The sequence below is a fragment of the Streptomyces sp. NPDC002463 genome (assembly GCF_042889835.1).
GTDB lineage: Bacteria > Actinomycetota > Actinomycetes > Streptomycetales > Streptomycetaceae > Streptomyces > Streptomyces nymphaeiformis.
Map to the genome: position 1 here is coordinate 532,181 of NZ_JBIARL010000001.1, position 23,454 is coordinate 555,634.

The 23,454-nt window shown below is 71.5% G+C and carries 25 protein-coding genes; 12 read left to right on the forward strand and 13 right to left on the reverse strand.

All coding sequences use genetic code 11. The features are described 5' to 3' along the window. Window positions 1-17 precede the first annotated feature (17 nt). Window positions 18-707 (forward strand): ATP-binding protein, encoded by a 690-nt coding sequence (locus ACFYX3_RS02410; RefSeq protein WP_359507281.1) that lies wholly within the window; start codon window positions 18-20, stop codon window positions 705-707. 182 nt (window positions 708-889) lie between these two features. Here ACFYX3_RS02410 and ACFYX3_RS02415 read toward each other — a convergent pair whose 3' ends face one another. Continuing rightward, entirely contained in the window at window positions 890-1,615 is a 726-nt protein-coding gene (locus tag ACFYX3_RS02415) for a SigE family RNA polymerase sigma factor (protein ID WP_116159199.1), read from the reverse strand. A gap of 169 nt (window positions 1,616-1,784) precedes the next feature. On the opposite strand from ACFYX3_RS02415, the gene afsQ1 reads away from it, so the two are divergent. The 5 genes from afsQ1 to ACFYX3_RS02440 all read left to right on the forward strand — a co-directional run bounded on the left by afsQ1 (window position 1,785) and on the right by ACFYX3_RS02440 (window position 5,464). Next, a complete protein-coding gene (gene afsQ1, locus ACFYX3_RS02420; protein ID WP_181924536.1) occupies window positions 1,785-2,462 on the forward strand; it encodes a two-component system response regulator AfsQ1 in 678 nt (225 codons plus the stop codon). Further along, a complete protein-coding gene (locus tag ACFYX3_RS02425) occupies window positions 2,459-3,991 on the forward strand; it encodes an ATP-binding protein (protein ID WP_389007293.1) in 1,533 nt (510 codons plus the stop codon). The genes afsQ1 and ACFYX3_RS02425 overlap by 4 nt, the downstream gene beginning before the upstream one ends. After that, on the forward strand, window positions 3,988-4,590 hold the full coding sequence (locus tag ACFYX3_RS02430; RefSeq protein ID WP_376589569.1) for a hypothetical protein: 603 nt from the start codon (window positions 3,988-3,990) through the stop codon (window positions 4,588-4,590). Before ACFYX3_RS02425 ends, ACFYX3_RS02430 begins: the two co-directional genes overlap by 4 nt. A gap of 70 nt (window positions 4,591-4,660) precedes the next feature. Next, the gene (locus tag ACFYX3_RS02435; protein ID WP_359507292.1) at window positions 4,661-5,173 is read left to right on the forward strand and encodes a VanZ family protein; all 513 of its coding nucleotides are present in this window, start codon (window positions 4,661-4,663) and stop codon (window positions 5,171-5,173) included. A gap of 90 nt (window positions 5,174-5,263) precedes the next feature. Beyond that, complete coding sequence (locus ACFYX3_RS02440; protein WP_359507295.1) at window positions 5,264-5,464, forward strand: PspC domain-containing protein; 201 nt, start codon at window positions 5,264-5,266, stop codon at window positions 5,462-5,464. 74 nt (window positions 5,465-5,538) lie between these two features. Here ACFYX3_RS02440 and ACFYX3_RS02445 read toward each other — a convergent pair whose 3' ends face one another. Both ACFYX3_RS02445 and ACFYX3_RS02450 read right to left on the reverse strand, forming a co-directional pair. Then, on the reverse strand, window positions 5,539-5,910 hold the full coding sequence (locus tag ACFYX3_RS02445; RefSeq protein ID WP_359507297.1) for a hypothetical protein: 372 nt from the start codon (window positions 5,908-5,910) through the stop codon (window positions 5,539-5,541). Window positions 5,911-6,083: 173 nt separating this feature from the next. After that, the gene (locus tag ACFYX3_RS02450; RefSeq protein WP_389007296.1) at window positions 6,084-7,238 is read right to left on the reverse strand and encodes an adenosine deaminase; all 1,155 of its coding nucleotides are present in this window, start codon (window positions 7,236-7,238) and stop codon (window positions 6,084-6,086) included. 91 nt (window positions 7,239-7,329) lie between these two features. On the opposite strand from ACFYX3_RS02450, the gene ACFYX3_RS02455 reads away from it, so the two are divergent. Together ACFYX3_RS02455 and ACFYX3_RS02460 are read left to right on the forward strand one after the other, a co-directional pair. After that, the gene (locus tag ACFYX3_RS02455; protein WP_389007298.1) at window positions 7,330-8,106 is read left to right on the forward strand and encodes a GNAT family N-acetyltransferase; all 777 of its coding nucleotides are present in this window, start codon (window positions 7,330-7,332) and stop codon (window positions 8,104-8,106) included. A gap of 90 nt (window positions 8,107-8,196) precedes the next feature. Next, entirely contained in the window at window positions 8,197-8,985 is a 789-nt protein-coding gene (locus ACFYX3_RS02460; RefSeq protein ID WP_376589563.1) for an alpha/beta hydrolase, read from the forward strand. On the opposite strand, the gene ACFYX3_RS02465 is transcribed toward ACFYX3_RS02460, so the two are convergent. Further along, window positions 8,971-9,951 carry a LysR family transcriptional regulator gene (locus ACFYX3_RS02465; protein ID WP_389007300.1) on the reverse strand — a complete coding sequence of 327 codons (981 nt, stop codon included), beginning with the start codon at window positions 9,949-9,951 and terminating at the stop codon, window positions 8,971-8,973. The two genes, ACFYX3_RS02460 and ACFYX3_RS02465, sit on opposite strands and share 15 nt — an antisense overlap. A 62-nt stretch (window positions 9,952-10,013) precedes the next feature. On the opposite strand from ACFYX3_RS02465, the gene ACFYX3_RS02470 reads away from it, so the two are divergent. The 3 genes from ACFYX3_RS02470 (at window position 10,014) to ACFYX3_RS02480 (ending at window position 13,119) form a co-directional block, all read left to right on the forward strand. Beyond that, window positions 10,014-11,273 carry an MFS transporter gene (locus ACFYX3_RS02470; protein ID WP_382655301.1) on the forward strand — a complete coding sequence of 420 codons (1,260 nt, stop codon included), beginning with the start codon at window positions 10,014-10,016 and terminating at the stop codon, window positions 11,271-11,273. 82 nt (window positions 11,274-11,355) lie between these two features. Beyond that, a complete protein-coding gene (locus ACFYX3_RS02475; RefSeq protein WP_389007303.1) occupies window positions 11,356-12,063 on the forward strand; it encodes a L,D-transpeptidase family protein in 708 nt (235 codons plus the stop codon). Between the two features lie 84 nt (window positions 12,064-12,147). Next, window positions 12,148-13,119 carry a sigma-70 family RNA polymerase sigma factor gene (locus tag ACFYX3_RS02480; protein ID WP_382655298.1) on the forward strand — a complete coding sequence of 324 codons (972 nt, stop codon included), beginning with the start codon at window positions 12,148-12,150 and terminating at the stop codon, window positions 13,117-13,119. Here ACFYX3_RS02480 and ACFYX3_RS02485 read toward each other — a convergent pair. Further along, window positions 13,108-13,383 (reverse strand): STAS domain-containing protein, encoded by a 276-nt coding sequence (locus ACFYX3_RS02485; RefSeq protein WP_389007305.1) that lies wholly within the window; start codon window positions 13,381-13,383, stop codon window positions 13,108-13,110. The two genes, ACFYX3_RS02480 and ACFYX3_RS02485, sit on opposite strands and share 12 nt — an antisense overlap. Window positions 13,384-13,444: 61 nt before the next feature. On the opposite strand from ACFYX3_RS02485, the gene ACFYX3_RS02490 reads away from it, so the two are divergent. After that, window positions 13,445-14,104 carry an HAD family hydrolase gene (locus tag ACFYX3_RS02490; protein ID WP_389007307.1) on the forward strand — a complete coding sequence of 220 codons (660 nt, stop codon included), beginning with the start codon at window positions 13,445-13,447 and terminating at the stop codon, window positions 14,102-14,104. Here ACFYX3_RS02490 and ACFYX3_RS02495 read toward each other — a convergent pair. The 8 genes from ACFYX3_RS02495 to ACFYX3_RS02530 all read right to left on the reverse strand — a co-directional run bounded on the left by ACFYX3_RS02495 (window position 14,097) and on the right by ACFYX3_RS02530 (window position 23,392). Further along, on the reverse strand, window positions 14,097-14,687 hold the full coding sequence (locus ACFYX3_RS02495; protein ID WP_389007309.1) for a Uma2 family endonuclease: 591 nt from the start codon (window positions 14,685-14,687) through the stop codon (window positions 14,097-14,099). The genes ACFYX3_RS02490 and ACFYX3_RS02495 overlap by 8 nt on opposite strands. A 103-nt stretch (window positions 14,688-14,790) precedes the next feature. Beyond that, window positions 14,791-16,068 carry a thymidine phosphorylase gene (locus ACFYX3_RS02500; RefSeq protein WP_389007311.1) on the reverse strand — a complete coding sequence of 426 codons (1,278 nt, stop codon included), beginning with the start codon at window positions 16,066-16,068 and terminating at the stop codon, window positions 14,791-14,793. 82 nt (window positions 16,069-16,150) lie between these two features. Beyond that, entirely contained in the window at window positions 16,151-16,546 is a 396-nt protein-coding gene (locus ACFYX3_RS02505; protein WP_116159213.1) for a cytidine deaminase, read from the reverse strand. Next, complete coding sequence (locus tag ACFYX3_RS02510) at window positions 16,543-17,805, reverse strand: ABC transporter permease (RefSeq protein WP_389007314.1); 1,263 nt, start codon at window positions 17,803-17,805, stop codon at window positions 16,543-16,545. Before ACFYX3_RS02510 ends, ACFYX3_RS02505 begins: the two co-directional genes overlap by 4 nt. Then, entirely contained in the window at window positions 17,802-18,917 is a 1,116-nt protein-coding gene (locus ACFYX3_RS02515; RefSeq protein WP_389007316.1) for an ABC transporter permease, read from the reverse strand. The genes ACFYX3_RS02510 and ACFYX3_RS02515 overlap by 4 nt, the downstream gene beginning before the upstream one ends. Beyond that, complete coding sequence (locus ACFYX3_RS02520) at window positions 18,914-20,626, reverse strand: ABC transporter ATP-binding protein (protein ID WP_389007318.1); 1,713 nt, start codon at window positions 20,624-20,626, stop codon at window positions 18,914-18,916. Before ACFYX3_RS02520 ends, ACFYX3_RS02515 begins: the two co-directional genes overlap by 4 nt. 118 nt (window positions 20,627-20,744) lie before the next feature. After that, window positions 20,745-21,812: a BMP family protein gene (locus ACFYX3_RS02525; protein ID WP_389007320.1), complete on the reverse strand. Its 1,068-nt coding sequence runs from the start codon at window positions 21,810-21,812 to the stop codon at window positions 20,745-20,747. Between the two features lie 335 nt (window positions 21,813-22,147). Beyond that, complete coding sequence (locus ACFYX3_RS02530; RefSeq protein WP_385657987.1) at window positions 22,148-23,392, reverse strand: amidohydrolase; 1,245 nt, start codon at window positions 23,390-23,392, stop codon at window positions 22,148-22,150. Window positions 23,393-23,454 lie beyond the last annotated feature (62 nt).

The window sequence follows — 23,454 nt, forward strand, 5'->3', positions numbered from 1 at the left end:
ACAGTAGTCGAGGTGTGATGCTCGATACCAACGGCCTTCCTCGGTGGTCCCCTGGACGGGGGAATGCCTCACACTGGTGTTCCGTGAGTTCCCAACCGATCCCGACCCGGGTCGTCCTGCTCGCGGGCCCCTCCGGCTCCGGCAAGTCGTCCCTCGCCGCCGTCACCGGCCTCCCGGTCCTGCGCCTCGACGATTTCTACAAGGAGGGCGACGACCCGTCGCTCCCGCTCGTCGACGGCAGCACGGACATCGACTGGGACTCCCCACGGTCCTGGGACGCGGACGCCGCCGTCGCCGCGATCGTCGAACTGTGCCGTACGGGACGGACCGACGTCCCCGTGTACGACATCGCCACCAGCTCGCGGGTGGACCACGAGCCGCTCGACATCGCGCGGACCCCGCTCTTCGTGGCGGAGGGCATCTTCGCGGCCGAGATCGTGACCCGCTGCCGTGACCTCGACGTCCTCGCCGACGCGCTGTGCCTGCGCGGCCGGCCGTCGACGACGTTCCGCCGCCGGCTCGTCCGCGACCTGCGCGAGGGCCGCAAGTCCGTCCCGTTCCTGCTGCGCCGCGGCTGGCGCCTGATGCGCGCGGAACGCGCGATCGTCGCCCGCCAGACGGCCCTGGGCGCCCACCCCTGCGCCGGACCGGAGGCCCTGGGCCGCCTGGCCGCCGCGGCGGCCGGCCGGCACCGCACCCCGGTCTAGGCCCGACCCACCCGTACCGACCACGCACGAAGCGGGTCGTACGAGACCCCCCGGACTCGTACGACCCGCTTCGTGTTCCCCGTACCCCCGTACGGTTCCCCCGTGTTCCCCCGGTTGTTTCCCCCGTTCCCCCGAGCGCCCCGTTTCCCCCGTGAGCGCCCGCGGGCCGTTCCCCCCGACCTTCAGGCCACCAGCTCGCCGAAGGACTCCTCCTCGTCACGGCCGAAGCTCAGCACCTCGTCCTCGCGCATGCGCCGCAGCGAACGCCAGATGCTCGACTTCACCGTGCCGACACTGATGTCCAGGATCTCCGCGATCTCCGGATCGGTCCGGCCCTCGTAGTAGCGCAGCACCAGCATCGTCCGCTGGAGCTCGGGCAGGCGGGCCAGGGCCTGCCACAGGACCGCGCGCAGCTCCGTACCCCGCATCGCGTCCGTCTCGCCGACCGTCTCCGGCAGCTCCTCGGTCGGGTACTCGTTGAGCTTGCGCCGGCGCCAGGCGCTGATGTGCAGGTTCGTCATGGTGCGACGCAGGTAACCGCCGACGGCGGCCTTGTCGCTGATCCGGTCCCAGGCGCGGTACGTGGAGAACAGCGCGCTCTGGAGCAGGTCCTCGGCCTCGAAACGGTCACCGGTCAGGTGGTAGGCGGTGGCGTACAGGGAGGCACGACGCTCCTGGACGTAAGCCGTGAACTCGGCTTCCGAACAGCCCGTGCGCTCCCCCGTGACCTCCCCGTACGCCGCTCCCCCGTCAGCAACAGCCACCATGTGAGGCGCCTTGCGCTGACGCCCGACGGTACGAACGCACCCCCGTCCGTTCGTGACACCGCCGGACTTCTCGTTGCTCCGCACGACGTCGTGGAGACGCGTGACAACTGCGCTTGAGGTGGTGCTGTGCAGTGCGTTCATCTCGCGCCCCCCGTCGGTTGGAGTGTGTTTCGGTCCGTGTGCCAAGAAGCTTGCCCGCCGGACTTCATGGCGTTGTCCGCCGACTGTCACAGCCGTGTCACAGGGGACGGAACAGAAGCGAGTCGATGAGCGGTCGAACTCGGACGGCCCAATGGGCCAGAATGACGGCGTGCCTTTTCTGCTGCTGATCGAGGACGACGACGCCATCCGCACGGCCCTCGAACTCTCCCTGTCCCGGCAGGGTCACCGGGTGGCCACCGCCGCGACGGGTGAGGACGGCCTCCAGCTGCTGCGTGAGCAGCGGCCGGACCTGGTCGTGCTCGACGTCATGCTGCCCGGCATCGACGGTTTCGAGGTCTGCCGGCGCATCCGCCGGACCGACCAGTTGCCGATCATCCTGCTGACCGCGCGCAGCGACGACATCGACGTGGTCGTCGGCCTCGAGTCCGGCGCCGACGACTACGTCGTGAAGCCGGTGCAGGGGCGGGTGCTCGACGCCCGCATCCGGGCCGTGCTGCGGCGCGGGGAGCGCGAGGCGACGGACTCGGCGACGTACGGCTCGCTGGTGATCGACCGTTCGGCGATGACGGTCACCAAGAACGGCGAGGACCTCCAGCTCACCCCGACCGAGCTGCGGCTGCTCCTGGAGCTGAGCCGGCGGCCCGGACAGGCGCTGTCCCGGCAGCAGTTGCTGCGGCTCGTGTGGGAGCACGACTACCTGGGCGACTCGCGGCTCGTCGACGCCTGTGTGCAGCGGCTGCGCGCCAAGGTGGAGGACGTGCCGTCCTCGCCGACCCTGATCCGTACGGTGCGTGGCGTCGGTTACCGGCTGGACGTTCCTGCGTGAGCAAGGGGATCTACACGCGGCTGCGGTTCTCCAGCCTGCGGCTGCGGCTCGTCGTCGTCTTCGCCCTCGTCGCGCTCACCGCGGCCGTCGCCGCCTCCGGCATCGCGTACTGGCTCAACCGCGAGGCGGTGCTGACCCGTACCCAGGACAGCGCGCTGAACGACTTCCGGCAGGAGATGCAGAACCGCACGGCGACGCTGCCGCTCCGGCCCACCCAGGACGACCTGCGGCGGACCGCCGAGCAGATGGCGACGAACAGCGCCGCGAACTACCAGGTGCTGCTGCTCGGCGAGCGGGACGCGGGCAAGCCGATCGTGGGCGCCTCGGACCCGGACGACTTCACGCTCGCCGACGTACCGCGCTCGCTGCAGGAGGCCGTGGACACGAAGCGGGCGGTGACGGACGCCAATCCGTACCCGTACCACCTGTTCTGGCAGCGTACGGAGCGGAACGGGACGCCGTACCTGGTCGGCGGGACGCGGATCGACGGCGGCGGGCCCGCCGGGTACATGTTCAAGTCGCTGGCCGCGGAGAAGGCCGACCTGAACTCGCTCGCCTGGTCGCTGGGCATCGCCACCGCGCTCGCCGTGGCCGGCTCGGTGCTGCTCGCGCAGGTCGCCGCGACGACCGTCCTTCGCCCGGTGCACCGGCTCGGCGAGGCGGCCCGGCAGCTCGGCGAGGGCAAGCTCGACACCCGCCTCCGGGTCTCCGGCGCCGACGAACTCGCCGATCTGTCCCGCACGTTCAACAGTGCGGCCGAGTCGCTGCAGAAGAAGGTCGCGGACATGAGCGCCCGGGAGGAGTCCTCGCGGCGCTTCGTCGCCGACATGTCGCACGAGCTGCGGACCCCGCTGACCGCGCTGACCGCCGTCACGGAGGTCCTGGAGGACGAGCAGGACTCACTGGACCCGATGATCGCCCCCGCGGTGGCCCTCGTGGTGAGCGAGACCCGGCGCCTCAACGACCTGGTGGAGAACCTGATGGAGGTGACCCGCTTCGACGCGGGCACCGCTCGGCTCGTCCTCGACGACGTGGACATCGCGGACCAGATCACCGCGTGCATCGACGCGCGGGCCTGGCTGGACGCGGTGGATCTCGACGCGGAGCGCGGGATCGTGGCGCCGCTCGACCCGCGGCGCCTGGACGTGATCCTCGCGAACCTGATCGGGAACGCGCTCAAGCACGGCGGCTCGCCGGTCCGGGTCTCGGTGCGCACGGACGACGACGAGCTGGTCATCGCGGTCCGCGACCACGGGCCCGGCATCCCCGAGGAAGTACTGCCGCACGTCTTCGACCGCTTCTACAAGGCGAGCGCGTCCCGACCGCGGTCCGAGGGCAGCGGGCTCGGTCTGTCGATCGCCATGGAGAACGCACTGATCCACGGCGGCTCGATCACCGCGTCGAACTCGGTCGGCGAGGACGGAAAGGTCGACGGCGCGGTGTTCGTCCTGCGACTGCCGCTCGACGCGTCGGGCATCACCCGCGAGGTGCAGACCCGCAGCAGCCAGGGCGAGGTGGAGGAAGCGTGAGGCACCGCTCTCTGATTCTGGTGGCCGCGCTGACCGCGCTGGTCGCCGGCTGCGGGATCCGGACGACATCGGTCCCGGTGGACGCGGGCGCGGCCCCGTCCCGGGTCCCGTGCAGCGTGACCGAGGACGGTACGGCGTCGACGGCGCAGGGCGTGCCGGTCCGGGTGTTCCTGGTCTGCGGCTCCCAGCTGGAGGCGGTGGACCGGCGGTCTCCGCAGCCGGAGGAGAAGGCGGGCGGCGATCCGGTACGGACGGCGGGGAGGCTGCTCGCGCAGCTGCTCGCCGCACCGTCGGAGGACGAACGGCAGGCCGGCTTCACGACCGAGGTCCGCGGGCCGCTGACGGTCGGCGGCGGCCACCCGGGCGACCCTTCGGGCACGCTGCGGCTGAACCGCCAGCCGGAGGACCTGGCCCCGACGGCCCTGTCGCAGCTGGTCTGCACGTTCGCGGAGAGCTCGGCGGGGGCGGGCGGCCACACGGCCCTGCTCGGCGGCCCGGGCGCCTACGCGCCGAAGCGCTACCGCTGCACGCCGGAACTCCGCGAACGCCCCTCCTCGGCCCCGCCGACGGCCCCGGTCCCGACCCCGTCGGCGCCCTGACCCCGGCGGGGCGCAGGCCCGCAACGGATGGCGCGGAACCGATTCCGCTGCTCGTCGCGTCTTGGGGGGCGTGCAGCGTCAAGGTTCGGGCGGCAGTGCCGCCGTGGTCGTCCGCGTGGCGGGGTTCGTCCTCCTCCTCGCGCATCTGCTGCTCGTCGCCTGGGTCAGCCTGCGCCCACGGGACGTCGCCTGGGTGACCGCGCCGAACACGATCCCGCTGCACGGCCTGCGGACCGTGCTCGCGCTCGGCGGGGCCGAGGCGGCCCGGCTGATCGGCGAGGGACTGCTGCTCCTGGCCCCGCTCGGGGTGCTGCTCCCGATGGCCGACGGCCGGCTCCACGTCTCCGGCTGGGCCTCCCTGGCCCGTACGACCGCCGCCGGCGCGCTCGTGTCGCTGGCGATCGAGCTGCTGCAGACCGCGGTGCCGGGCCAGGTCGTGGACGTGGACTCGGTCCTCCTGAACACGGCGGGGGTCGCGCTCGCGCATCTGCTGGTGGTGCCGGCCGCCCGGTCCCGGCTGCGCCGCACCGGCGCCCCTCAGGGTGCGACCCCGACGATTTCCAGGGTCCCGATCGCCCCGTAGACGGACGCTTCGTCCCCTTCGCGGCGGCAGGATGGAGTCATCGGGAGCCCGGAGGAGCGGCTCTCGGAAACGACTCCGAAGGAGCCCACCATGGCCGCACTGACCCGCCCCCGTGACGGACGCGTGCTCGGCGGAGTGTGCGCGGCGCTGGCCCGGCGCTTCGGCACCTCCGCGACGACGATGCGTCTGATCTTCCTGGCCTCGTGCCTGCTGCCGGGCCCGCAGTTCCTGATCTACCTGGGCCTGTGGATATTCCTGCCGGCGGAGAAGACCGCGACCTCGGCCTGGTAGCCGGCGGACACGTACGCCGAAGGGGCGCGGATCCGGGGTTCCGGATGCGCGCCCCTTCGGCGTGTACGGAGGTGTCAGCCGATCGGCAGACCGCCGGCGCCCAGCGGGAGCCCGCCGAGGAGGCCGCCGAGCGGGGTGGCGCCGAGGCCGCCGGCGGCGGCGCCGAGCGGGAGGTTCTGGGTGGCCTGGCCGGCGGCGGCCGGCAGGGTCTTCACGCCCTGGTCGACGCCCTGGCCGAGGGCGCCCTGGCCGGCTCCGAGGGACTCCGCGGCGCCGTCGGGGAGCGTGGTGAGGCCGTCACCGAGCGGGACGGCCTTGGTCACCGTGCCCAGCGCGTCGGCGTCGAGCGGCAGGGACGGCGCTGCGGAGGCCGTGCCGGCGGCGGCAGCGGCGAAAGCGGCACCGAGAGCGGCGACACCGAGCTTCTTGGCGGCAGACTGCTTCATCTGAAAATCTTCCTTGGGGAATCCGGGGGCTTCGGAGAAAAGCCGGGAGGGGAAATCCTGGGAATCGAGAGCGGCTCTGCAACCTAACCAGCGAACGTCGCCTCCGCAAACACCGGAAAGCGGCCGGGTGTCGCGCCACCCCGGCCGCTTCCGTTCTCTTCGCGAGGGGCTTCTCAGCCCGCCGTACGGGAAGACTCGCTGGTCGTGGCCGTCTGCTTGAACAGCCATTCGGACTTGAGCTCGGCGTATCCGGGCTTGATCACCTCATTGATCATGGCGAGTCGTTCATCGAAAGGAATGAACGCTGATTTCATCGCATTGACCGTGAACCACTGCATGTCATCGAGCGTGTAGTCGAATGCATCGATCAGCAGCTCGAATTCCCGGCTCATGCTCGTCCCGCTCATCAGCCGGTTGTCGGTGTTGACCGTGGCCCGGAAGTGGAGCGTGCGGAGCAGGCCGATGGGGTGCTCGGCGAAGGAGGCGGCGGCGCCGGTCTGGAGGTTGGAGGAGGGGCACATCTCCAGCGGGATGCGCTTGTCGCGGACGTAGGCGGCGAGGCGGCCGAGGCGGACGGAGCCGTCGTCGGCGACCTCGATGTCGTCGATGATCCGGACGCCGTGGCCGAGCCGGTCGGCGCCGCACCACTGGAGCGCCTGCCAGATGGAGGGCAGCCCGAAGGCCTCGCCGGCGTGGATCGTGAAGTGGTTGTTCTCCCGCTTGAGGTACTCGAAGGCGTCGAGGTGGCGGGTGGGCGGGTAGCCGGCCTCGGCGCCCGCGATGTCGAAGCCGACGACGCCGGAGTCGCGGTAGCGGTTGGCGAGTTCGGCGATCTCCAGGGCACGGGCCGCGTGCCGCATCGCGGTGAGCAGGGCGCCGACGCGGATGCGGTGGCCGTTGGCCCTGGCCCGCCGCTCGCCCTCGCGGAAGCCCTCGTTGACGGCCTCCACGACCTCTTCGAGGGTGAGCCCGCCCTCCAGGTGCTGCTCGGGGGCGTACCGCACCTCGGCGTACACGACGCCGTCCTCGGCGAGGTCGACCGCGCACTCGGCGGCGACGCGGAAGAGCGCGTCCCGGCTCTGCATGACGGCGCAGGTGTGCGCGAAGGTCTCCAGGTACCGCTCCAGGGAGCCGGAGTCGGCGGCTTCGCGGAACCAGATGCCGAGCTTGTCGGGCTCCGTCTCGGGGAGTTGCTCGTAGCCCTGCTCCCGGGCGAGTTCGATGATCGTGCCGGGGCGCAGTCCGCCGTCGAGGTGGTCGTGGAGCAGCACCTTCGGGGCACGGCGGATCTGGTCCGCGGTGGGGACGTTGGGGGTCTGGCTCGTCATTTCCGCACTCTAGCCCCTACGCGCGTAGAACACCTGTCGTGGCGCCGGATTTCTCGTGGCGGCCCGGCGCCGGTCCGCCTAGCCTGCGCCCATGACCTCCACCACGCCCACGTCCGAACTGCCGCGGATCCACGGCTTCCTGACCGACTTCCACCGCCGCCAGGCGGCCCGTACCGTCGAGTTCCCCGGCGCCGTCGCGGTTCTCGACGACGCCTACCGGCACTCCCGGGGGAACAACCACGTGCTCGCCTACGGGGCCGTGGAGCCGGAGGCGCTGGCCGGGTACACGGACGAGGCGCAGAGCCATCTCCCGTACCGCTTCTCGTACGTCCTCGACGAGTCGGTCGCCGCCGCCTGCGTGGCACCCATGGAGCGGGCCGGGTTCCGGCACGCCACGACGCTGATCATGGCGCACACCGGGCCGGTGCCGGAGCACGGCGGGGCGCGGGAGGTCGACTTCGACGAGCTGCGCGGACCGGTCGCCGCCTCCTGGCCGCGGTTCGCCCCGCGGGCGACGCCGGAGCAGATCCACCACCTGGTGGAGCGGCGGCTCGCGCGGCGGCGCGGTGCCGACGTCGTGCGGTTCTTCGCCGCACACACCCCGGAGGGCGAGGTGGCCGCGTGGGTCGACCTGTACATGAACCCGGAGACCGGGATCGCGCAGATCGAGGACCTGGTCACCGTGGAGGCCCACTTGAAGCAGGGCTACGCCGGGAAGGTCCTGGACACGGCGCTGCGCGAGGCCGCCGACGCGGGCTGCGGGACCCGCTTCCTCACCGCCTTCTCGGGCGACTGGCCGCACACCTGGTACGCCCGGAAGGGCTTCGAGGCCGTCGGCTCGGTGGCCCGCTTCGAACGGACGGTCTGAGCGGGGCCGTTCGAGCCGCGGGGCCTGCGATATGTAACAGTGACCGCGCGTACGGCTGGCGTACACCTCGGCTTCTGAGACTGTTCTGCCATGGCGCACTTCGCACTCGTGGCACCGCCCGCAGCACGGAGACCCCGGCTCGGGCGGCCTGTTGGAGGTTCCCGCACGTCGGCGGCGGTGGGTGGCGTGGTGCTGCTCCTGCCGGACGGTGAGCCGGTGTCGGCCCGGCGGGCCTCCGCGCGGGCGCACACCGCGATGCTCCCGCTGGGGCGCGGTCTGGTCCGGGCGGGCCGGTCCGAGGGGCTCGTCGCGCACGTGGTCCGCTACCGGGCGCGCGGCTGGAACGGCTCGGACGCCGACCTCGTGGCGGACGCCTCCTGGGCGGTCGCGGAGGCGGTACGGCTCTACGGCGACGTCCCGGTCTGCCTCGTCGGCCACGGGATGGGGGCGCGGGCGGCGCTGCGGGCGGCCGGGCATCCGGCGGTCTGCGCGGTGCTCGCGCTCGCCCCGTGGATGCCCGAGGACGACGTGGCGGCCGAGCCGGAGCCGGTGCGGCAGCTGGTGGGGCGCAGGGTGCTGCTCGCGCACGGCACGAACGACGCGCGGACGGACCCGGAGCTGTCGTTCCGGTTCGCCGAGCGGGCGAAGAAGGCGAACCGGGACACCTGCCGCTTCGAGGTCCACTCGGACGGCCACGCGCTGCGCCAGTACGCGGCCGAGGTCCGGGCCCTCGCCGCGGACTTCGTGCTCGGCGCCCTCTTCTCCCGGCCGGTCGCCCGCCCGGTGGCCGACGCGATGGCGGCCCCGCCGCCGCTGGGCCTGCGCATGCCGCTGGCGGCGGGCTTCGGAAGTTCACGCGGGGGCTCACGCCGGAGGTGACGGCTCCAGCGGCTCCTTCGGCAGCAGGTGGCCGCGCCTGCCGAGCAGGAACTTCTTGAAGGCCGCCACCGGGGCCGTGTCCGGGTGGCCGTCGAGCCAGGCCACGCCGATCTCGCGGACCGCGCGCGGCGCGGTGACGGTGAGTTCGACGACGCCGGGACGGGGGACGGCGGGCGGGGGCAGCAGGGCGACCCCGAGCCCGGCGGCGACGAGCCCGCGCAGGGTCTCGGCCTCCTCGCCCTCGAACGCGACCCGGGGTTTGAAGCCCGCCTCCGCGCACAGGTCGTCGGTGATGCGGCGGAGCCCGTACCCCGGCTCCAGGGTCACGAAGGTCTCGTCCGCGGCCTCGGCGAGCCGGACCCGCTTGCGGCCGGCGAGCCGGTGGTCGTCGGGGACGACGAGCCGCAGCCGCTGCTCGTCGAGGCGCCGGGCCACCAGATCGGGGGCGTCCGGCACCGGCGAGGTCAGGCAGAGGTCGAGGTCGCCGGCCCGCAGCCGTTCGATCATGGCCTCGCCGTAGTTCTGGACGAGGGTGAAGCGGATCCGCGGGTGGTCGACGCGGAACGCGCGGATGAGACCCGGGACGGTCTCGGAGCCCATCGTGTGGAGGAAACCGAAGGCGACCCGGCCCGCCGTCGGGTCGGCGTCGGCCCGTACGGTGTCGGCGGCGCGCTCCACCTCGGCGAGGGCCCGGTCGGCGGCGGTGAGGAAGCGGCGGCCCGCCGGGGTGAGGGAGACCGTGCGGCCGCGCCGGGCGAAGAGGGTGACGCCCAGGTCCTGTTCGAGCCGGGCCATGGCCCGCGAGAGCGTCGACTGTGGCACGCCCATCTCGGCCGCGGCGCGGGTCACGTGCTCGTGCCGGGCGACCGCGGCGAAGTACGCGAGCCGCGGCGCGAGCAGCAGTCCCATGTCTTCTTCGTTACTGTTCGGTGACAGGCGAGGCTGTGACCTGTATTCATGCACCATGGGAACGATTACAGCAGTTCCGTGCATTGGACGCATGAAGCGGACCGTCCTACGTTCGTGACATGCCTTCCGCCAGTACCAAGGCGGCCGCCACCACCGCGTCCGCCGACACCCGCCTCTCCCCCGGTGCCCCCGGATACCGCCGGATGAGCCTCGCGCTCTTCGCCGCCGGCCTGGCCACCTTCGCCCTCCTCTACTCCACGCAGGCCCTCCTCCCGGCCATCTCGGCCGAGTTCGGCGCCACCGCCTCCGCCGCCTCGTGGACGGTCTCCGCCGCGACCGGCGCCCTCGCCCTCTGCGTCCTGCCGCTCAGCGCCCTCTCGGAGCGCTTCGGGCGGCGCGCGATGATGACGGCCTCCCTCTCGGTCGCGGTCGCGGTGGCGCTCCTGGTGCCGCTCGCCCCGAACCTGGAGTCCCTGATCGCGCTCCGCGCGGTCCAGGGCGCGGCGCTCGCGGGCCTCCCGGCCTCCGCGATGGCGTACCTCGCCGAGGAGGTGCGGCCCCGGGCTCTCGTCGCCGCGATCGGCCTGTTCGTGGCGGGCAACTCGATCGGCGGCATGAGCGGGCGGCTCGTGACCGGCTGGGTCTCGCAGCTGTGGGGCTGGCGCGCGGGTCTGGCCGCCGTCGGTCTGACCTCCCTGGTGTGCGCGCTGGCGTTCCGGGCGCTGCTCCCGAAGGCCCGGCACTTCACCCCCGGCACGCTGAACCCGAAGGCGCTGGCCCGGACGGTCCGGGGCCACCTCGCCGACCCGCTCCTGATGCGTCTGTACGTGATCGGCGCGCTGTTCATGACGGTCTTCGGCGCCGTGTACACGGTGATCGGCTACCGCCTGGTGGAGGCGCCGTTCTCGCTGCCGCAGGGCGTGATCGGCTCGATCTTCCTGATCTACCTGGTCGGCACGGTCTCCTCGGCTGCGGCCGGCAGGCTGGTCGGCCGGATGGGCCGGCGGGGCGCGCTGTACCTCGCGGTCTCGACGACGGCGGCGGGCCTGCTGTTCTCGCTGTCGGACTCCCTCGCCCTGGTCCTCGTGGGCCTGGTCCTGATCACGGCCGGTTTCTTCGCGGGCCACGCGGTCGCCTCCTCCTCGGTGAGCCGCACGGCGAAGACGGGCCGCGCGCAGGCCTCGGCGCTGTACCAGTCGGCGTACTACCTGGGCAGCAGCGCGGGCGGCACGCTCGGCGCGGTCGCCTTCCACGCGGGCGGCTGGGCGGGCACGGTCCTGATCGGCCTGGTCGCGGTCCTCGGGGTCGTCTCGGTCACGCTGTACGGCTCGCACAGCGCGCGCGTCGAGGCGCGACGGCTGCACCCGGCGGCGGCGTAGGAGGTCTCCCGCTCCCGCCCCGCAACCGCCAGACTCCCCCTTACGTCCTCAAGCACAGGGACTCGAGGGGGAGTTGACGATCATGAAAAGAATCGCACGGCACATAGCCGGAAGGGCGGGCATCGCCGCCGGGATCACGTCGCTCGTGGTGCCGATGACGATCGCGCTCGGTACGGCCCCGGCGCAGGCCGCGTCCTGCAACGTGACGACGGGGCCGTACCAGAAGCAGGTGGAGAAGTTCCTCGGGCGGACGGTCGACGGGCGCCAGTCGCTCGGCGACTGTCAGGCCATCCAGGCCTTCCAGGCCAAGCACGGCATCACCCCGACCATGGGGTACGCCGGGCCGGTCACCTGGCGGACCATGAACACGATGCTCCAGCAGCGGGCCGCGGGCACCAACCCCAACCGCTCGGGCGCCTGCCCGACCAACCGGGGCCGGATCGCCTGCGTCGACCTGACCCGCCAGCTGAGCTGGATCCAGGACGGCGCGCGCCTCAAGTACGGGCCGGTGCCGGTCCGCACGGGCAAGGACGGCACGGAGACCCGTACCGGCTCCAAGAAGATCTACTGGCGGAACATCAACCACTGGTCGACGCTCTACCACGTCTCCATGCCGTACGCGCAGTTCTTCGACGGCGGCCAGGCGTTCCACTCGACCACCAAGTCCATGTGGAACCCGCCGGGTTCCGGCGGCTGCGTCAACATGCGGCCGGCGGACGCGAAGGCGTACTGGAACCTGCTCAGGAACGGCGACGACGTCTTCGTCTACGGACGCAAGCCGGGAACGTGACCCCGGCTGTCAGTCGGCTGCGGTAGCTTCGCTCCCACCGGCACCGAACGGGTGCCGGTGAGGGGTGAGTGGGGTGTGGACCCGATGAGCGACGCCGCGACCGCGACGACCGACGAACTCGACAAGTACCGCAGGGAGCTGACCGGTTACTGCTACCGGATGCTCGGATCATCCTTCGAGGCGGAGGACGCGGTGCAGGACACGATGGTCCGCGCCTGGAAGGCCATCGACTCCTTCGAGGGCCGCGCCTCGCTGCGGTCCTGGCTGTACCGGATCGCCACCAACGTCTGCCTGGACGCGCTGAACGCGGGCAACAGGCGGGCCCGGCCGATGGACCTGACCGGCCCGACGCCGGTGGCGCAGGCGCAGCTCGTGAAGCAGCCGGAGATCACCTGGCTGGAGCCGATCCCGGACGGGCGGGTGATGCCCTCGGCGGGCGACCCGGCGGAGACGGCGCTCTCCCGGGAGTCGGTCCGGCTCGCGTTCGTGGCCGCGCTCCAGCACCTGCCGCCGAAGCAGCGGGCCGTGCTGATCCTGCGCGAGGTCCTCGCGTGGAAGGCGAGCGAGGTCGCCGAGCTGCTCGACACCACGGTCGCCTCGGTGAACAGCGCCCTCCAGCGGGCCCGCGCGACCCTCGCCGAGCAGTCCCCCGCCGCCTCCGACGCGGCGGACCCGCTGGACGAGGAGCAGAAGGCGCTCCTGGAGCGCTACGTCGCCGCCTTCGAGGGCTACGACATGAAGGCGCTGACGGCGCTCCTCCACGAGGACGCGACGATGTCCATGCCGCCGTACGACCTGTGGCTCCAGGGCCACGACGACATCGTCGGCTGGATGCTGGGCGTCGGCGAGGTCTGCGCCGGCTCGAAGCTGGTGCCGACCGTGGCGAACGGCTCCCCCGCCTTCGCCCAGTACCACCCGGACCCGGAGGGCGGCTTCAGCCCGTGGGCGCTGATCGTCCTGGAGCTGCGGGACGGCAAGGTCGGCGGGATGGACTTCTTCCTGGACACCGACCGCTGGTTCCCGCTGTTCGACCTGCCGGCGCGGCTAGAGGCCTAGGGTCCCCTCCAGTCCGCTGAGAACGAGCAGGGCCCGCAGCCCGGGCTTCGCTCCCTCGAAGCGGATCCGGTGCCCGCCCCGCCGGGCGGCGAGCTTCAGCCGGGCGAGGGCGTCGACGGCGGCGAGATCGGCGCTCGCGAGGGCGCTGATCTCGCAGACGACCTCGCGCGGCGGGGCGGCGGCGAGCTCGTCGCAGAGCCGGGCCAGGTCCTCCCGGGTGGGGTGGGCGGGCAGGGTGATGACGAGGGGCTGACTGGTGTCCACACCGGGGAGACCGTTCCCGGGCCGAGAAGTCATCGCGGCCCCGCCCGCTACGCTCCCGATCATGACTCACGAGCCTGTCGAACTGGTGATCTTCGACTGTGACGGTGTCCTGGTGGACAGCGAGCGCATCTACTGCCGGGTGGACCGGGAGGTGTTCGCCTCGCTCGGGGCGGAGTTCACCGAGGCGGAGATGGCCGAGCACTTCGTCGGCTCCTCGCACGAGATGCTCACCGCGATCGTGGAGGAGCGGCGGGGCCGGCCCCTCGAAGCGGGCTGGCAGACTCCGTTCCGGCAGCGGTACGAGGACGCGCTGGACGCGGAGCTGACGGCCGTGGAGGGCGTCACGGACGTCCTGGACGGGCTGTCCGTCCCGTACTGCCTCGCCTCCAACGGCAGCCACGCCTCCATCCGCAAGAACCTCGGCCGGACCGGGCTGCTCGACCGCTTCGAGGGCCGGATCTTCAGCGCGCACGACGTCACCCGCGCCAAGCCCGCCCCGGATCTCTTCCTGCACGCCGCCGCCACGATGGGCGTCCCGCCGGAGCGCTGCGCGGTCGTCGAGGACAGCCCGTACGGCGTCGAGGCGGCGCGCGCGGCGGGAATGCGGGCGTACGGCTACTGCGGGGGTCTCACGCGCGCGGACCGCCTGATGGGCGAGCTGACGGTCGTCTTCGACGACATGCGGGAGCTGCCGGGGCTGCTGAAGACGCCTCTCAGCTGACGGGGAACTCGGCGGTGTCGAGGGCGAGGTCGAAGGGGGCGGGGAGGTGGATCTTCTCGCCGAACGGGACGGCGCTCAGGACTCGGTAGACGTCGCCCTTGGGCTCGCCGTAAAGGGTGACGGTGGGGCCGCCGGGGGCGAACGCGTCGATCAGCAGATACAGAGGGACTCCCGCTCGCGCGTACGCGGCCGCCTTCGTGATGCGGTCGTGATTCGCGTTCGAGGGCGAGGTGACCTCGGCGACCAGCAGGGCGACCTCAGCCGGGATGTAACTGCCGGGTTCATCGAGAACATCCTCCGAGACGACCACAAGGTCCGGGATGAACATGCCCGAGCGCGCACGGACGGCGAGGGACTGGGTCTGAAAGACCTCCCAATCGTCCGGAATCACGGAATACAAGCGCCGGTGCACCTTTGACGCCGTGAGGTTGTGTCGGACAGTGGGCGACGGTGCCACGGTGATGATCCCCTCGATGATCTCCACCTTGCAGCCCTCCGGCCAGTCCATCGACTCCCAGCGACGGACCAGGTCGTCCCAGCCGTTGCCCTGGTCGGGCTGGGGCTCGGCGGCGAGTGCGCTCATGGTGTGCTCCTCAATCGGTCGTCACCGATCCCAGCATGCCGAACGGGACCGGTGGGGGTCCACCGATCCCGTTCACCCGAAGGTGTCAGAGGAATATGCCGCGTCAGGCGATGCGGTCCAGCACGATCGGGTTCGCCGTGAACTCCGTGCCCGGCTCCGCGATGTCCCAGGCCGACCCCAGGGACTTCAGCGCGTAGTCGAACTTCTCCGGGGTGTCCGTGTGGAGGGTCAGCAGGGGCTGGCCCGCCGTCACCGTGTCGCCCGGCTTCGCGTGGAGCTCGACGCCCGCGCCCGCCTGCACCGGGTCCTCCTTGCGGGCGCGGCCCGCGCCCAGGCGCCAGGCGGCGATGCCGATGTCGTACGCGTCGAGGCGGGTCAGGACGCCCGTGGACGGGGCCGTGACGACGTGCTGCTCGCGGGCCACCGGGAGCGTCGCGTCCGGGTCGCCGCCCTGGGCCGCGATCATCCGGCGCCAGACGTCCATCGCCGAGCCGTCCGCGAGGGCCTTCGCCGGGTCGGCGTCCTTGATGCCGGCCGCGGCCAACATCTCGGCCGCCAGGGCGATCGTCAGGTCGACGACGTCCTTCGGGCCGCCGCCCGCGAGGACCTCGACGGACTCGCGGACCTCCAGGGCGTTGCCGGCGGTGAGGCCGAGCGGGGTCGACATGTCGGTGAGGAGCGCGACCGTCTTGACGCCGCTGTCCGTGCCGAGGCCCACCATCGTCCGCGCCAGCTCGCGCGCGTCCTCGATGTTCTTCATGAAGGCGCCGGTGCCGACCTTGACGTCCAGGACGAGCGAGCCGGTGCCTTCGGCGATCTTCTTCGACATGATCGACGAGGCGATCAGCGGGATCGCCTCGACCGTGCCCGTCACGTCGCGGAGCGCGTACAGCTTCTTGTCCGCCGGCGCCAGGCCGTCGCCCGCCGCGCAGATGACCGCGCCGGTGGTGTCGAGGACGTGCAGCATCTCCTCGTTCGACAGGAGCGCGCGCCAGCCCGGGATGGACTCCAGCTTGTCGAGCGTGCCGCCCGTGTGGCCGAGGCCTCGGCCGGAGAGCTGCGGCACGGCCGCGCCGCAGGCGGCGACGAGCGGGGCGAGCGGGAGGGTGATCTTGTCACCGACGCCGCCGGTGGAGTGCTTGTCGGCGGTCGGGCGGGAGAGGGAGTCGAAGTTCATGCGCTCGCCGGACGCGATCATCGCGGCGGTCCAGCGGGCGATCTCCGCGCGGTTCATCCCGTTCAGCAGGATGGCCATGGCCAGGGCGGACATCTGCTCGTCGGCGACCTCACCGCGGGTGTACGCGTCGATGACCCAGTCGATCTGCTCGGGGCTCAGCTCGCCCTTGTCCCGCTTGGTGCGGATGACGGAGATGACGTCCATGGTGTGCCTCTTTCTACGCGCATAGAGGGGGGAGGAAAGGGGAGCGACCCTCCCATCGTGCCGGAAGGGTCGCTCCTGGGTACTACTTGGCGAGGTGGTCGGGGCCGAAGGCCTGCGGGAGCATCTCCGCCAGGGTCAGGAACCCGGCGGGCGTCTCCAGGACGAGGTCGGGGCCCCCGAACTCGTAGAGGAGCTGCCGGCAGCGCCCGCACGGGACCAGGGACTCGCCGCGGCCGTCCACGCACACGAAGTGCGTGAGCCGGCCGCCGCCGGTCGCCTGGAGCTGCGAGACGAGCCCGCACTCGGCGCACAGACCGAGGCCGAAGGAGGCGTTCTCCACGTTGCAGCCGGAGACCGTCCGCCCGTCGTCCACGAGGGCCGCCGCGCCGACCGGGAAGTCGGAGTACGGGGCGTACGCGTGCGACATGGCCTCGCGCGCCGCGGCCCGCAGGGCCTCCCAGTCGGGCGCCGTCGTCACTTGCCCTCGCCCTTGCGGTACGGCAGGCCGTCCGCCTTCGGCATCCGCAGGCGCTGCGCCGAGAGGGCGAGCACGAGCAGGGTGGTGATGTACGGGGCGGCGTCGACGAACTGGCTCGGGACCTCGTCGGTCAGCACGTACCAGAGGAAGAAGGCCGCGGAGAACGCCGCGGAGATGGCCGCGACCACGTACTTCTTCTTGTACAGCTGCCACAGCGCGGCGATCACCAGGAGCAGCGCGACGAGCAGCAGCAGCGCGTGGACGTTCTCGGCGCCGCCGCGGATCTTGAGGCTGTCGGTGAAGCCGAAGAGGCTCGCGCCGAGCGCCATGCCGCCGGGCATCCAGTTGCCGAAGATCATCGCGGCGAGACCGATGTAGCCGCGGCCGCCGGTCTGGCCCTCCTGGTAGATGCCGGTGGAGACGATCGCCAGGAAGGCGCCGCCGAGGCCGGCGAGGCCGCCGGAGACGACGACGGCGATGTACTTGTACTTGTAGACGTTGACGCCCAGGGACTCGGCCGCGACCGGGTTCTCACCGCAGGAGCGCAGCCGCAGGCCGAAGGACGTGCGCCAGAGCAGCCACCAGGTGGCCGGGATGAGCAGGGCGGCCACGACCGTCAGCAGCGACAGGTGGGTGACCAGGCCGCCGAGGATGCCGGCGATGTCCGAGATCAGGAACCAGTGCTTCTGCTGGAGGTCGATCAGCCAGTCCGAGAGTCCCGGGATGGTGATGTCGGTGATCGGGTCGATGCGCGGGGACTGCTTGGAGGAGCCGCCCTCGGCCTCGGCGAAGGTGAAGTTCGACAGGTACTGGGTGAAGCCGACCGCGAGGATGTTGATCGCCACACCGGAGACGATGTGGTTCACGTTGAACGTGACGGTGATGATCGCGTGCAGCAGGCCGCCGAGCGCGCCGCCGAGGATGCCGACGACGACACCCGTCCACGGGCCCCACTGGTAGCCGGCCCAGGCGCCGAACCAGGTGCCGAGGATCATCATGCCTTCGAGGCCGATGTTCACGACGCCCGCGCGCTCGGCCCACAGACCGCCGAGACCGGCCATGGCGATCGGCACGGCGAGCTGGAGCGCGCCGGAGATCTGGCCGACGGAGGTGAGGTCGTCGGCGCCGGAGATGACGCGGACGACCGAGAAGAGGACGAGACCGGCCGCGACGATCAGCAGGATCCAGGGCCAGGTCAGCTTGCGGCGTCCGGCCTTCTTCGGCGCGGCGCTCGGCTTGGCGACGGTGCCGGTGCTCATGCCGAGACCTCCTTGTCGGTCTTGATGGCGCCGCCGGCGGCGAGCTCCTCGCCGACCTTCTGCTGCTGGCGGCGGGTGCCGTAACGGCGGACGAGCTCGTAGGAGACGACCACGGCGATCACGATGATGCCCTGCATGATCTGCGTGATCTCCTTCGGGTACCCCGCGATGTCCAGGCTGGAGGACGCCTTTTCGAGGAACGCGAAGAGGAGGGCCGCGAAGAGGATGCCGACCGGGTGGTTGCGGCCGAGCAGCGCGACGGTGATGGCGGTGAAGCCGACGCCGACCGGGAAGGCGAGGCTGTACGTGTGCGACTCGCCGAGCAGGATCGGCATGCCGGCCAGACCGGCGAGGCCGCCCGAGATCAGCATCGCGGTGATGATCATCTTCTTGGCGTCGACGCCGCTGGCCTGGGCCGCGGACTCGCTCTCACCGGTGGCGCGCAGGTCGAAGCCGAAGCGCGTGCGGTTGATGACGAACCAGTAGACGACGCCTAGCGCGAGGGCGACGAAGGTGAAGCCGTAGATCTGGCCGCCCTCGCCCATGTCGATGCCGGGGAACCAGCCGGACTCGGGGATCTGACCGGTGGTGAGGTCGTTGGAGCCGGGGGGCTGGACGCCGAAGTTCTTCGGCAGGATCAGCCAGGCCACCAGGGAGGTGGTGATGGCGTTGAGCATGATCGTGGAGACGACCTCGGAGACACCGCGGGTGGTCTTCAGGATGCCCGCGATACCGGCCCAGAGGGCACCGGTCGCGATGGCGACGAGCACGATGACCAGGATGTGCAGCGGACCGGGCAGGTCGATGGCGGCGCCGACCAGGGCCGAGACCATCGCGGCGAGGCGGTACTGGCCCTCGACGCCGATGTTGAAGAGGTTCATCCGGAAGCCGACGGCCACGCCCAGGGCCGCCAGGTAGAGGATCGCGGTGTAGTTGACGATCAGGACCTGGACGTCGGAGTACCCGGCGTTGTCGATCATCAGCCGGATCGGCTCGATCGGGTCGAGGCCCGTCGCGAGCAGCACCAGGACGGTGAGCACGAAGGACGAGACCAGCGCGAGCACGGGGCCGGCGGCCCCGATGATCAGCTTGTCCTTGTCGATCTTCTTCATCGGGCGTCACCGTCTTCGGACTGCTCGGTGCCTTCGAGCCGGCCGGTGGCCGCGCCGGTCATGGCGGATCCCAGCTGCTCGGGCGTGATGGTGGCGGGGTCGGCCTCGGCGACGAGCTTGCCGCGGTACATGACCCGGAGGGTGTCGGAGAGGCCGATCAGCTCGTCGAGGTCGGCGGAGATCAGCAGCACCGCGAGACCCGCACGGCGGGCGTCCCGGATCGCGTCCCAGATCTGCGCCTGCGCGCCGACGTCCACACCGCGGGTGGGGTGGGCGGCGATCAGGAACTTGGGGTTGTGGCTCATCTCGCGGCCGACGATCAGCTTCTGCTGGTTGCCGCCGGAGAGGGAGGCCGCCGTGACGTCGATGCCGGGCGTGCGGACGTCGTACTCGCGCACGATCCGCTCGGTGTCCTTGCGGGCGGCCTTCGGGTCGAGGATGCCGCGCTTGGAGTTGGGGGCCTCGGTGACGTGGCCGAGGATGCGGTTCTCCCAGAGGGGGGCCTCCAGGAGCAGGCCGTGGCGGTGGCGGTCCTCGGGGATGTACCCGATGCCGCCCTCGCGGCGCTTGCGCACCGAGACCTTGGAGATGTCCTCGCCGTCGAGGCTGACGACGCCCGCGTCGGGCGAGTTCATGCCCATGAGGGCCTCGATGAGCTCGGTCTGACCGTTGCCCTCGACACCGGCGATGCCGAGGATCTCGCCCTTGTGGATGGTGAGCGAGATGTCGTCGAGAAGGCGGCGCCCGGCGACGGGCTCCTCGTGCACCGTGACCGCGGCGGACGGGTCGGCCGGGGCGGCGGTGGTGAGCGGGGCGGCCGCGGCGGCGCCGGCCTCGGTCAGGGTCAGGCCCTGGACCTGGAGCATCGGGACGTCGGTGACCGTCGACTCGCGGGTCTCCGGCGAGGGCAGCTCGCTGCCGACCATCAGCTCGGCGAGCTGCTTGGTGGTGGCGGTCTTCGGGTCGGCGGTGCCGACCGTGGTGCCGCGGCGGATGACGGTGATGTCGTCGGCGACCTTCAGGACCTCGCCCAGCTTGTGCGAGATGAAGATGACTGTGAGGCCCTCGGACTTGAGCTCGCGCAGGTTGTCAAAGAGCGCGTCGACCTCCTGCGGGACGAGGACGGCGGTCGGCTCGTCGAGGATGAGGATCTTCGCGCCGCGGTAGAGGACCTTGAGGATCTCCACGCGCTGCCGGTCGGCCACGCCGAGGTCCTCGACGAGGGCGTCGGGGCGGACCCCGAGGCCGTACGCGTCGGAGATCTCCTTGATCTTCTTCCGCGCCTTGGCGCCGATGCCGTAGAGCTTCTCGCCGCCGAGGACGACGTTCTCCAGGACGGTGAGGTTGTCGGCGAGCATGAAGTGCTGGTGCACCATGCCGATGCCGCGGGCGATGGCGTCACCGGGGCTGGAGAAGGTGACCTGCTCGCCGTCGACCGCGATGGTGCCCTCGTCCGGCTTCTGCATGCCGTAGAGGATCTTCATGAGGGTCGACTTGCCGGCACCGTTCTCGCCGATGAGGGCGTGCACGGTGCCCTTGCGGACGGTGATGGCGATGTCCTTGTTGGCGACGACGCCGGGGAATCGCTTGGTGATGCCGTGCAGTTCTACGGCAGGGGGGCTGGACGCGTTGATGACGCACTCTCCTTGGCCGGAAGGAGTGGGAGCGGGAGGGCAGGGCGGGGCGAAGTTATCGTGCCAGGGAGACATCTACACGCGTAGCGCTGCCGAAAAGTGAAAACCCGTACGGGAATGGGCCCGGGGCCCGGCGTCCGGTGGGGGTGCCACCGGACGCCGGGCCCGGGCTCAGGTCGTGACCTGGGCGTCCTTACGGAGCGGTCTTGACCGTGATCTTGCCGTCGATGATGTCCTTCTTCGCCTTCTCCACGGCGGCGGTGACGTCGGTCATCTTGACGTACGCCGGGTTGGAGTCGGCCAGGCCGACGCCGTCGGTGGCGAGGCCGTAGCGGATCTCACCGGTCTGCGGCTTGCCGTCCTTGACCGACTTGATCACGTTGTAGACCGAGCCCGAGACGTCCTTGGTGACCGAGGTCAGGATCTGGTTCTTGTACGAGGCCAGACCCGCCTGCTTGTACTGGTCGGAGTCGACGCCGATGGCCCACTTGCCCGCGGCCGAGGCGGCCTCGATGGCGCCCGAGCCGGCGAGACCGGCGGCGGCGTAGATCACGTCGGCGCCCTTGTCGAGCTGGCCCTCCGCGGCGGCCTTGCCGAGGTCGGGCTTCGAGAAGCCGTCGAAGTTCGGCGGCTGGGTCAGGTACTGGGTGAGCACCTTCGCCTTGGGGTTGGTGTCCTTGACGCCCTGCGTGAAGCCCGCCTCGAACTTCTTGATCAGCGGAACCTCGACACCGCCGATGAAGCCGACCGTGCCGGTCTTGGACGCCTTGGCGGCGGCGACGCCGGCCAGGTAGGAGCCCTGCTCCTCGTTGAAGACGAGGTTGGCGATGTTCGGGGCGGTCACCGAGGTGTCGTCGATGAGGCCGAACGTGGTCTTCGGGAAGGCCTTGGCGACCTTCGCGATGGCCGGGGCGTAGGAGAAGCCGACGCCGATGACCGGGTTGTTGCCGGCGCGGGCCAGCGAGGTGAGGCGCGCGACCTTGTCGGCGTCGCTCTCGCCCTGCGACGGCTCGGCCTCGGCGCCCTTGACGCCGAGCTCCTTCTCCGCCTTCTGCAGGCCGGCGTAGGCGGCGTCGTTGAACGACTGGTCGCCGCGGCCGCCGATGTCGTACGCGATGGCGGCCTTGACGGCCGAGCCCGAGGCCGAGCTGGAGCTGGAGCTCGAGCTGGAGCCCGTGGACGACTTGCCGCACGCGGTGGCGGACAGGGCGAGCGCCGCGGCGGCGACGCCCACGGTCGTGATCCTGGTGATCCGGCGCAAGAGGAGGGTCCCTTCAAGACTGACCGAAAGCGCCTCTTCCGGCGCTGGTTTCGCGGCGATCGTAACGCGCGTAGATGTCAGTTAAAGACCCGTTCATGAGTCGTTATCGGATCGTCGCGAACCGGCCAGCCGAGGCGACCGGGGGCGTTCGGCCCGGTACCGCCGGTTATACAGGCCGGTACGCGCGTTGGGGAGGCCCCGGAACGGCGACACGCCGTTTCTTGGGCCGGACGGCTGAGTGTGCCGTCCGGCCGGATTTCAACCGTTTCGGCGTGGCGTTGATCACCGCCGGGACGTGGCGATGATCACCGGAGAACGGGCTCGGCGGGGCGTCGTCAGAGTCCGGGCGTCGCGGTCGTCCGGGGCTTGGCCGCGCCGTCGAGCAGGGCCGCGGCCGTGAAGAGCTCCACGCCCGCCTCGATGCACCGCTCGTCCACGTCGAAGTCGCCGGCGTGCAGGTCCCGGACCCGGGTGTCGCCGGGGGTGCGGACTCCGAGGCGGGCCATGGCGCCGGGGACGTGCTCCAGGTACCAGGAGAAGTCCTCGCCGCCGAGGCTCTGCTCGGTGCCCTCGACCGCGTACGGTCCGCGGCGGGCCGTCATGGCGTCGCGGAGCAGTTCGGCGATCAGCGGGTCGTTGACGACCGGGGGGACGCCCCGGACGTAGTCCACGGTCACCTTGGCCCGGTGGAGGGTCGCGACCTCGTCGATCGCCGCGTGGACCAAATCGGGGGCCTCGCGCCAGGCGGGCAGGTCGAGGCAGCGGACGGTGCCGGAGAGCTCGGCGTGCTGCGGGATGACGTTGGGGGCGTGGCCGGCCTCGATGCGGCCCCAGGTGACCGAGAGGCCCGAGCGGGCGTCGACGCGGCGGGCGAGGACGGCGGGGACGTCGGTGGCGACCCGGGCGGCGGCGGTGACCAGGTCGGTGGTGAGGTGCGGGCGGGCGGTGTGGCCGCCGGGGCCGTCGAGGGTGACCTCCAGACGGTCGCAGGCGGAGGTGATGGCGCCCGCGCGGAGCCCGATCTTCCCGGCGTCGACCCGGGGGTCGCAGTGGACGGCGATGATCCGGCCGACGCCGTCCAGGACCCCGGCCTCGACGACGTCGGCGGCGCCGCCGGGCAGGACCTCCTCGGCGGGCTGGAAGATCAGCCGCACGGCGTTCGGCAGGAGGCCCTCGCGGTCGAGCTCGGCGAGGACGAGTCCGGCGCCGAGGACGGTGGTGGTGTGGACGTCGTGTCCGCAGGCGTGGGCGCGGTTGGCCACGGTGGAGCGGTAGGCGACGGTCTTGACGTCGGGGATGGGCAGCGCGTCCAGGTCGGCTCGGATCGCGAGCATGGACCGGCCGGCGGCCCGGGTGCCGATGTCACAGATGAGCCCGGTGCCGCCCGGCAGGACCTTCGGCGCGAGGCCGGCCGCCTCCAGGCGGGCCTTGAGCGCGGCGGTCGTACGGAACTCCTGGTTACCGAGCTCGGGGTGCATGTGCAAGTCCCTGCGGAAGGCGACGAGTTCGGCGCGCAGGGGTGCGGACAGCGTTCCGGGCAGGGTGGCGGAGCCGGGCTCACGGGACTTCAACTGGTTCACCCTTTGAAGGGTAGGCCCGTGGAGAGGTCAACTGCCCGTTGATCACGAGAATTTCAGCCCCT

Bases quoted from the DNA above. Each gene is read 5' to 3' on its own strand.
- ACFYX3_RS02515 (WP_389007316.1), bottom strand. From the start codon at position 18,917: ATGAAGAAGATCGACAAGGACAAGCTGATCATCGGGGCCGCCGGCCCC.
- ACFYX3_RS02480 (WP_382655298.1), top strand. From the start codon at position 12,148: ATGAGCGACGCCGCGACCGCGACGACCGACGAACTCGACAAGTACCGC.
- ACFYX3_RS02495 (WP_389007309.1), bottom strand. From the start codon at position 14,687: ATGAGCGCACTCGCCGCCGAGCCCCAGCCCGACCAGGGCAACGGCTGG.
- ACFYX3_RS02490 (WP_389007307.1), top strand. From the start codon at position 13,445: ATGACTCACGAGCCTGTCGAACTGGTGATCTTCGACTGTGACGGTGTC.
- ACFYX3_RS02470 (WP_382655301.1), top strand. From the start codon at position 10,014: ATGCCTTCCGCCAGTACCAAGGCGGCCGCCACCACCGCGTCCGCCGAC.
- ACFYX3_RS02455 (WP_389007298.1), top strand. From the start codon at position 7,330: ATGACCTCCACCACGCCCACGTCCGAACTGCCGCGGATCCACGGCTTC.
- ACFYX3_RS02520 (WP_389007318.1), bottom strand. From the start codon at position 20,626: ATGTCTCCCTGGCACGATAACTTCGCCCCGCCCTGCCCTCCCGCTCCC.
- ACFYX3_RS02460 (WP_376589563.1), top strand. From the start codon at position 8,197: ATGGCGCACTTCGCACTCGTGGCACCGCCCGCAGCACGGAGACCCCGG.
- ACFYX3_RS02410 (WP_359507281.1), top strand. From the start codon at position 18: ATGCTCGATACCAACGGCCTTCCTCGGTGGTCCCCTGGACGGGGGAAT.
- ACFYX3_RS02440 (WP_359507295.1), top strand. From the start codon at position 5,264: ATGGCCGCACTGACCCGCCCCCGTGACGGACGCGTGCTCGGCGGAGTG.
- ACFYX3_RS02445 (WP_359507297.1), bottom strand. From the start codon at position 5,910: ATGAAGCAGTCTGCCGCCAAGAAGCTCGGTGTCGCCGCTCTCGGTGCC.
- ACFYX3_RS02500 (WP_389007311.1), bottom strand. From the start codon at position 16,068: ATGGACGTCATCTCCGTCATCCGCACCAAGCGGGACAAGGGCGAGCTG.
- ACFYX3_RS02415 (WP_116159199.1), bottom strand. From the start codon at position 1,615: ATGAACGCACTGCACAGCACCACCTCAAGCGCAGTTGTCACGCGTCTC.
- ACFYX3_RS02475 (WP_389007303.1), top strand. From the start codon at position 11,356: ATGAAAAGAATCGCACGGCACATAGCCGGAAGGGCGGGCATCGCCGCC.
- ACFYX3_RS02465 (WP_389007300.1), bottom strand. From the start codon at position 9,951: ATGGTGCATGAATACAGGTCACAGCCTCGCCTGTCACCGAACAGTAAC.
- ACFYX3_RS02450 (WP_389007296.1), bottom strand. From the start codon at position 7,238: ATGACGAGCCAGACCCCCAACGTCCCCACCGCGGACCAGATCCGCCGT.
- ACFYX3_RS02510 (WP_389007314.1), bottom strand. From the start codon at position 17,805: ATGAGCACCGGCACCGTCGCCAAGCCGAGCGCCGCGCCGAAGAAGGCC.